This window comes from Elusimicrobiota bacterium (genome assembly GCA_018816525.1).
Taxonomy (GTDB): Bacteria; Elusimicrobiota; Endomicrobiia; order CG1-02-37-114; family XYA2-FULL-39-19; genus OXYB2-FULL-48-7.
The window spans coordinates 1-6,805 of the sequence record JAHIVV010000034.1 but is presented as its reverse complement, the minus strand read 5'-3'; the positions used below and the strand labels follow the sequence as shown (position 1 = coordinate 6,805).

General features: G+C 35.9%; 5 protein-coding genes. All 5 read right to left on the bottom strand.

Annotation, left to right across the window (positions count from 1 at the left end; genetic code table 11):
- Positions 1–112: 112 nt before the first annotated feature.
- A complete protein-coding gene (locus tag KKH91_03790; GenBank protein MBU0951935.1) occupies positions 113–538 on the bottom strand; it encodes a hypothetical protein in 426 nt (141 codons plus the stop codon).
- 1 nt (position 539) lies between these two features.
- Positions 540–1,529 (bottom strand): hypothetical protein, encoded by a 990-nt coding sequence (locus tag KKH91_03785; protein MBU0951934.1) that lies wholly within the window; start codon positions 1,527–1,529, stop codon positions 540–542.
- 476 nt (positions 1,530–2,005) lie between these two features.
- A complete protein-coding gene (locus tag KKH91_03780; protein ID MBU0951933.1) occupies positions 2,006–2,629 on the bottom strand; it encodes a toll/interleukin-1 receptor domain-containing protein in 624 nt (207 codons plus the stop codon).
- 14 nt (positions 2,630–2,643) lie between these two features.
- Positions 2,644–5,337: a DEAD/DEAH box helicase family protein gene (locus tag KKH91_03775; GenBank protein ID MBU0951932.1), complete on the bottom strand. Its 2,694-nt coding sequence runs from the start codon at positions 5,335–5,337 to the stop codon at positions 2,644–2,646.
- 1 nt (position 5,338) lies between these two features.
- Complete coding sequence (locus KKH91_03770) at positions 5,339–6,628, bottom strand: ATP-binding protein (GenBank protein MBU0951931.1); 1,290 nt, start codon at positions 6,626–6,628, stop codon at positions 5,339–5,341.
- Positions 6,629–6,805 lie beyond the last annotated feature (177 nt).

Sequence of the window (6,805 nt, the reverse complement as noted above, 5' to 3'; positions counted from 1 at the left end):
GCTCTTTTAAATACATAATATGCAAATAAATCGGCATATTATTTGATTCAAAGTTGCCACTTTGATATACTATAGACAAGAAATATGAATGGCCCCTTTAGGTGGTAAACTTTCAGCCGGATTGCCCGGCAGGTTTCACCGAATTACGCATATTTTTGCTTATACCTGCATAAGGATAACAATTCAATTTATTTTCTGATAATTCTTCTCTATTTACTAAGTATCCTAATTTTATAAAATAATTTGTTATACCGATTGATGTGCCGGTATCCCAAAAGACAAAAGGTTGTTTTAACCTATAGGGAGAAAAATTGCCTCCATATCCTAAATCAATCAGGTATTTCTTTGTATATAAATCCAGCCCCAGTTCAACCCCGGCGGTATTTAATGGCAGATAGTCATTAAAATTACCGGTATAGAATATCTCACCCACCCCCATGCGAAAGTCAAATAAATCAATAGCCCCATAGCAATTATGTAAACAAATTATACAATTCAAAAACAAGACTGATAACAATACTTTTTTAAGATATTTCATTTTATCTCTCAATTTTCTCTATTTTATTTGCTTTTATCAAAGGAATATTCCCAATAACATCATTCCAGTAAAAAAGTCCATTTGCTTTACCATAAACTGTAATTACTTCCCCTTTTCTAAAGGACATTTGTTCAAATAATTCTTCGGGTATTTCTATGGTTAGTTTTCCTATATCGGGTTCTATTAAAGCCTGGTCTGGCCAATCCAAAACCTGTCTTGGATAGGATTTAGGGCGCGAGGAAGCGAAATCACCTAAAATTCCAAGCATTAAGTTTTTTTCTTCCCCGGCAATAATGTTATAAACAGTTATTTCAAATTTTACAAGAGTTCCTTTCGTTTTTTTGCTCTGATATTTTATCTCTTTAAAGGTGCTATAATATACAGGCATTCCTTTGTTATCAATAAATCCTTGGACCGTAATAATCCTTCCATTCGGTACATCTGCGATTTTATTCATCATTTTGTTTGCTTCAATATAATTCTTTTCACATGCACACTCCATTGCTAATAATAGATATACATCACGGATTACTAAATCATTTTTTAATTTTTGTTCACTATCCTTCATGATGGTTGGGTTAGTAGAATTATTTTCATATATAACCCTAAGTTTTTTAAGTGAATTTTGATAAAAAATAGGTAATCTTTTAACGTCGGTATAATATCCAATTAATGCAAATCCAAAATCCTGAATTTCTTTTGGCGTATTTTCCCATAGATTTTGAGGAATTATTGCTGTGCCATCATTTTTCACCTTCGGCAGAATATCCACTATTAAAGCATTGACAGTGTTAATATCTTGAATGTATTTCAAAAATTCCTCTTTGTTTGCAGTATCAATCCAATTCAATTTGATAAGTTTGTAAATGTTTGGGCTTTTTTCTTTGAATTCGGTATCAGGGTCTTTTTGAGTTTTGATTTGTTTTTGTGTTGCCCCGAGACAAATAGAAGCAATCAAAATAATACAAGTTAGTAAATAACATCTTTTCATCTTGTCCTCCATCACCCCAAAATAAAGCGGGGTGGACAATCAATCTCTGAGCCACATTACTAACCCAGAAATGACCGCCACCCCGTCCTTGCGGACAAGATAAGCGGCATTCTTTCGTAGTAATGTGTGCAATCTCATTTCTGAGAAGGCTCTCCCTTCCCGTTAAGAAGGGTTACGACAAATGCCATCAATAATATTTCGGCAATACACTGCCAAAATGATTATATATAAAGTAGTTTATATTGTCAAAAATAGTGCGTTTTTTTATTGAAAAAATGCGGGGGAAGGGGCGCAAGGTCATTCAATTGTTATTGAAAGCATTTTAGGGGTGCTTTCGTGTGAAATTGAGGGCTTCCAGAGGCATTATTGAGGTTAAAACGGGTAAATGTCAAACATAGGGTCAAAAGCCATATTTGCGTCGGTAGATAGGTGAGGCTTAAGGGGTATTTGTAAATACTTGTATTTTGGGCGTGTGTTTAAGAAATGCCTCGTGACCTCGTAAATTGAGGATGCTTGTATCCACTCTTGTGAATCATGGTTTTGCATTCAGGACAATTCCATGCTCCGGGTAATTCAACGGTATGAATCAAGCATTTCTTTGCCTCCAAGCAATGTGAGCAATAAGGACCTTCTTTTTGTCCATTTATTACCTTCCAATAAGCATGCGTTTCTTTATCATAAATTAAATTATCTTTTAAATTAGGTTCTGAAAGAGTTGAATACTTCTTAAAATAATTACAAACTGAGCATATATCTCTTACAGCATTTTGACAGTCTAAAGGAAAATCTTCTTGACGTTCATGGGCTATAGGTTTCTTTAACCCATATTCCGAAATGAAACATATATTTTTCTTTAGCCCATTTGCTTGTCCTATTTCCCAAATGACATCTTTAGAAACTGAGGCATGAGAAGTATATAACACAAGTAGTATATCTGCCCCTTCTATTCCTTTTTCCAGCTTTGGTTTTAAGTCAGCGGATGGAGTTTGTTCACGTTCCGCTATATAAAGATTTATTCCTAAAACACGAAATCCAAGTTCAATTAGGTCTATTATATTTTTGTCTTCCTTGTGGTTGCTATGGCTTAGAAATACATTCATTTATTATTTATTCCTTAAATATTTTCGCTCCACAACTTAATCATTTCATTAAAGTTATGCGGTCTTTGTTTCAGCTTATCCCATTCATCTTGCTTGATATATAGCATATTATATTTTATTTCTTTTTGAATCCCATTTATGTCATCACACCATTGCTTTAGCCGTTTTATTTTTTCAATATCATCCAAGTCTTCACGCCCCTTAGATTCTACCACATATATTTCTTTATCTGAGACTTTGACAAGAAAATCAGGATAATAATACGAAATATCCCCAGAGGCATTACAGTAATCAATTTTGAAATTTACTGCAAAATAATTTTTGGCATAAGATATAACATCATCGCACTGCTCTAAAACACTTGCTATCTCAAGCTCAAAATGGCTGTCTCCTATTATCTTGTTAAAAATACTTTTCTTTGGAACAATGAATCCCTGCTCTTTTACAACAAATGGGCGGGTTTTACTGATTTTAATATAGTCCCGTATTTCTGCCTCGCCTTTATCCAATACCGTCAGCTCGTTTATTTTTTGCTTGAAGGTTTCAATGATTGTCCTTGTTATTTCTATTTCAGAGAGGTTTCTTAAAGTATTCAGGTTCTCAAGCTCCGTTTCCTTATCAAACAGGTAGTTCTTAATAAATTCTTTAACTTTCCCGTAGAGGATGTCATACCCGCTAACAAGCCGAAGCTCTTTCATTATCACCTGCGTAAAATAACCTATGACGCTTTGATAATTCGGAACAAAATTGCTGTCCAGCTCGGTTTTGTGCGTCATCATTCCGTTAGAAATATCTCTAAAAATTATCTCTCTTTTTTCTGCCTCGCTAAACTCTTTAACAGAAAACTTCTTATTCCCGAATCCCGCGGGCTCTAATCCTGACAGGTTTTTGTATTCTCTGTAAATGCGGGGCGTAAGAATGGGTATCTGAATATCAAGTTTTTCTAAATCCTTTTTCTTGTTTTCCTTATCAACCTCAACAACAAGCGGGGTTTTTGGGGCTGAACCTTCTCCCATTTTTCTATGCTCAAGCTCAACACCTTCGCTCTTTATTGATTCAACAAAGTCCATAAAAGCGTCAGTCCCAACAACACTTACCAGCTCAGTTACTTCTGGGTCTCTATACATACGCCTTAAGCCCCTGCCAAGCGTCTGCTCCGGCAATATATTGCTTTTAGCGGCATAAGGGCGAAGCCCGACAATTGTCGTTACATTCTTTACATCCCAGCCCTCTTTAAGCATAAGCACCGAAACTATTGCTTTGTGCGGGCTTTCAAGTTTATCAATATCATTTGCGGCCTTACGCAGTTTTTTTAATTCCTCTTCTTTTTTACCGCTCACACTTTCAGCAATATCACCGTTATTTTTAGTATGGATAACAAGGATGGAATCCTCACTTGAAAATTCCTGATATGTTCTTCTTATGTATTCTGCAACCTCATCACAATTTTTGGTATCATCGGTCATTATAAAGAGGACAGCCTTCTTGCCAACTTTCAAATGCTCATCATACGTTTTTTTCCATTCCAAATATCCAAGATGAATATAATCTTTGTATTTCTCTGTATATTTTGAGCTTTTTTGTTCTTGCAATTTTGCCCTGCTTGCAGGGTCTGGAAGCACGGGATGTTTCACCACATCCTGATATATGGCTTCAACCAGCGGATAATCGCAGATAGTTTGAACAAATATGGCACCGTTAGTGTGTTTGGGTGTAGCGGTAACATCCAATTGCAAGGATAATTGCCCGCCCTTCATCTTCAAGCGGTTGTGAATATCCTCTATTGATTTAAACCATGCAAGCCTTTCATCGTGTATATGATGAGCCTCATCATTTAACACAACCAGCTCATCAATTTCCCTTACTATCTGGCTTAAATCAACCTTTGATTCATTCGTTGCGCCTGTGGGTTTCTTTCCAAGAAAATAATCTCGGCTATCCTCATCTTCAAAAGAAGCCACGGTATCATTGCTCTCGTAAACTCTATGGATATTTGTAAGGAATATATTTCCGGTCTTTCTAATTACTCCAACATCATCCTGAATATGCAAAGTCACCTGAAAATCATCACGCCAGTTTTTGCCATCGTAGCCGTTATCCGGTAAAATAGGGTCATCAAAAAATATTTTAAGCCCGTCAAAATCTGCCCGGATTCTGTCTAAAACAATAATATTGGGTGTAATTACGAGGAAATTTCTTGCAAGCCCTGAACCTTCTTCGTAAAGTTTATGGAAATAGCTCCAAGCAAGTGCCAAGCTCAGTATCTTTGTTTTACCGCTCCCAGTAGCCATTTTAACTACAAAGCGAAGCCAGGACTCATCAAACATTCCCGCTGAAACTGCTCCCGAGCTGTCATAGCGAAGCAAATCATATTTATCTTTTACTTTCACAACCTCATACAGAAATACTATTGTCTCAATTGCTTCCCGCTGTGCAAAGTAGTATTGAAAAATGAATACTTCACCGTTTGCTTTTTCTTTTATATGTTCAGTTAAAAACCACCATTTAAGCAGTGCTTTGCTTGTTTCACTTGCACCATCATAACCGGAATCCCGCCATTGCTTAACCTTTTTGCGTAACTCTGCAACAAGCGGTGGCAACAGCTTATCATAAGTGGTCTCACGCAGAGCTTCATCTGCCGGAAACCATCTTACTTCCGGGTCAAGTATTACAAAGGGTGATTTAGGAAATTTAGAATGCAGTGCCATTTCAGTTAAACGCCTTTTCCCAACATTTAGTTAGTGCTTTAAATACTATCTCCATTTCATTCTCAAAAACATTTTTTTCAATTGCATCGCCAACTTCTTTAGCTAAGTTCTTTTTTTGATGGCTACTCATCCGACCAACCTCATCGGAAGTCTTTTTCCAACTACTTGGGTAATATTCTTCTAAATTACTCACTGTTAATTGGAAAGCCCGCTCGTTCAGATTTGGGTAAGCGTTTAGAAGGCTTTGCCATTTAGCAGTATCATTTTGTTTATCGCACAACAGAACAACCTTGTCTTTGTAAATACTTTTCCCAATCGGTTTAAAAATTTGTTCCACAGAATTTAGTGACCTTTCTGCCTGAGATAAATCACCACAAGCTATAATAATCTGAACCGAAGGTTTATCTGTATAGTGTCGTTTTAGAACTCGTGAAATAAACTCATAGTCACTCTTTCCTTCAACTATAAAAAAGTTTTTTGGCAAAAGTAAATCCGCAGGGCTACCCCCTAATAAATCATAGATAATGTAAGGTTTTTCTTCATTTTCAATTTGAGTTATTTCAGTTCTTTTATCATTTTTTTCAACCTTAAATATATTTTGCCCTTGTTCTTCATCAGAAATAAGAACCGAGGAGTGCGTATTCAAAAAAACCTGGTCTCCCTTATTAGACAACTCAACTAATGCCTTCTTAAGATTTCGTTGCGCTGATGGATGCAGATGAAGCTCACCTTCATCAATAAGAAAAATAAAACTCTTGTTCAATGCCTCGTGTTCTCTTCGGTAATCTGCATAAGTTTGAATTATTGCAAGCATCAAAGCTCTTTGCATCCCATCACCCTTTTCAAAAGCACCAGTCTCTACCCCATCATCAACAGAAGTAGTAAGATTTTTGATAAGGTCTTGAAAATCAGGCTCTGATACATTAAATTTTATTTCAGAGCAATCAGGGAATTGCTTAGTAAGATAAATTTTAACTTTATTGCCTAAACTATTAAGTTCCGTTCTTATTTCTGAATCATCTGCGCCAAATAATTCTTCAAATTTATCTTTGAAATTCCTATATTTTTCACTTTGTTCTAAAATAACATCCAAAACGCCAGACAGCATATTCGTAATGGGAGTATTTTTTCCGTATCTAGAAACATCCTCTAAACATAATTTTGTGTCCACATACTCCAGTTTTGGAATAAAATCATAAATCGCTTTGTCAAAACCAGTGATATTCTTAAACTCATTATTCTTCACGTCAAAGATTAAAATAACTTTTTCAGCAGTTGATGTTCTGCACATTCTAATTTCATTGCTCTCACCTATAATGTCCTTGAGTGCGTAATCCGGTGAAACCTGCCGGGCAATCCGGCTGAAAGTTTACCACCTAAAGGGGCCATTCATATTTCTTGTCTATAGTATATCAAAGTGGCAACTTTGAATCAAATAATATGCCGATTTATTTGCATATTATGTATT

Excerpts from the sequence above, each read along its gene's own strand:
- KKH91_03785 (MBU0951934.1), bottom strand. The coding sequence starts at position 1,529 with ATGAAAAGATGTTATTTACTAACTTGTATTATTTTGATTGCTTCTATT.
- KKH91_03770 (MBU0951931.1), bottom strand. The coding sequence starts at position 6,628 with ATGTGCAGAACATCAACTGCTGAAAAAGTTATTTTAATCTTTGACGTG.
- KKH91_03780 (MBU0951933.1), bottom strand. The coding sequence starts at position 2,629 with ATGAATGTATTTCTAAGCCATAGCAACCACAAGGAAGACAAAAATATA.
- KKH91_03775 (MBU0951932.1), bottom strand. The coding sequence starts at position 5,337 with ATGGCACTGCATTCTAAATTTCCTAAATCACCCTTTGTAATACTTGAC.
- KKH91_03790 (MBU0951935.1), bottom strand. The coding sequence starts at position 538 with ATGAAATATCTTAAAAAAGTATTGTTATCAGTCTTGTTTTTGAATTGT.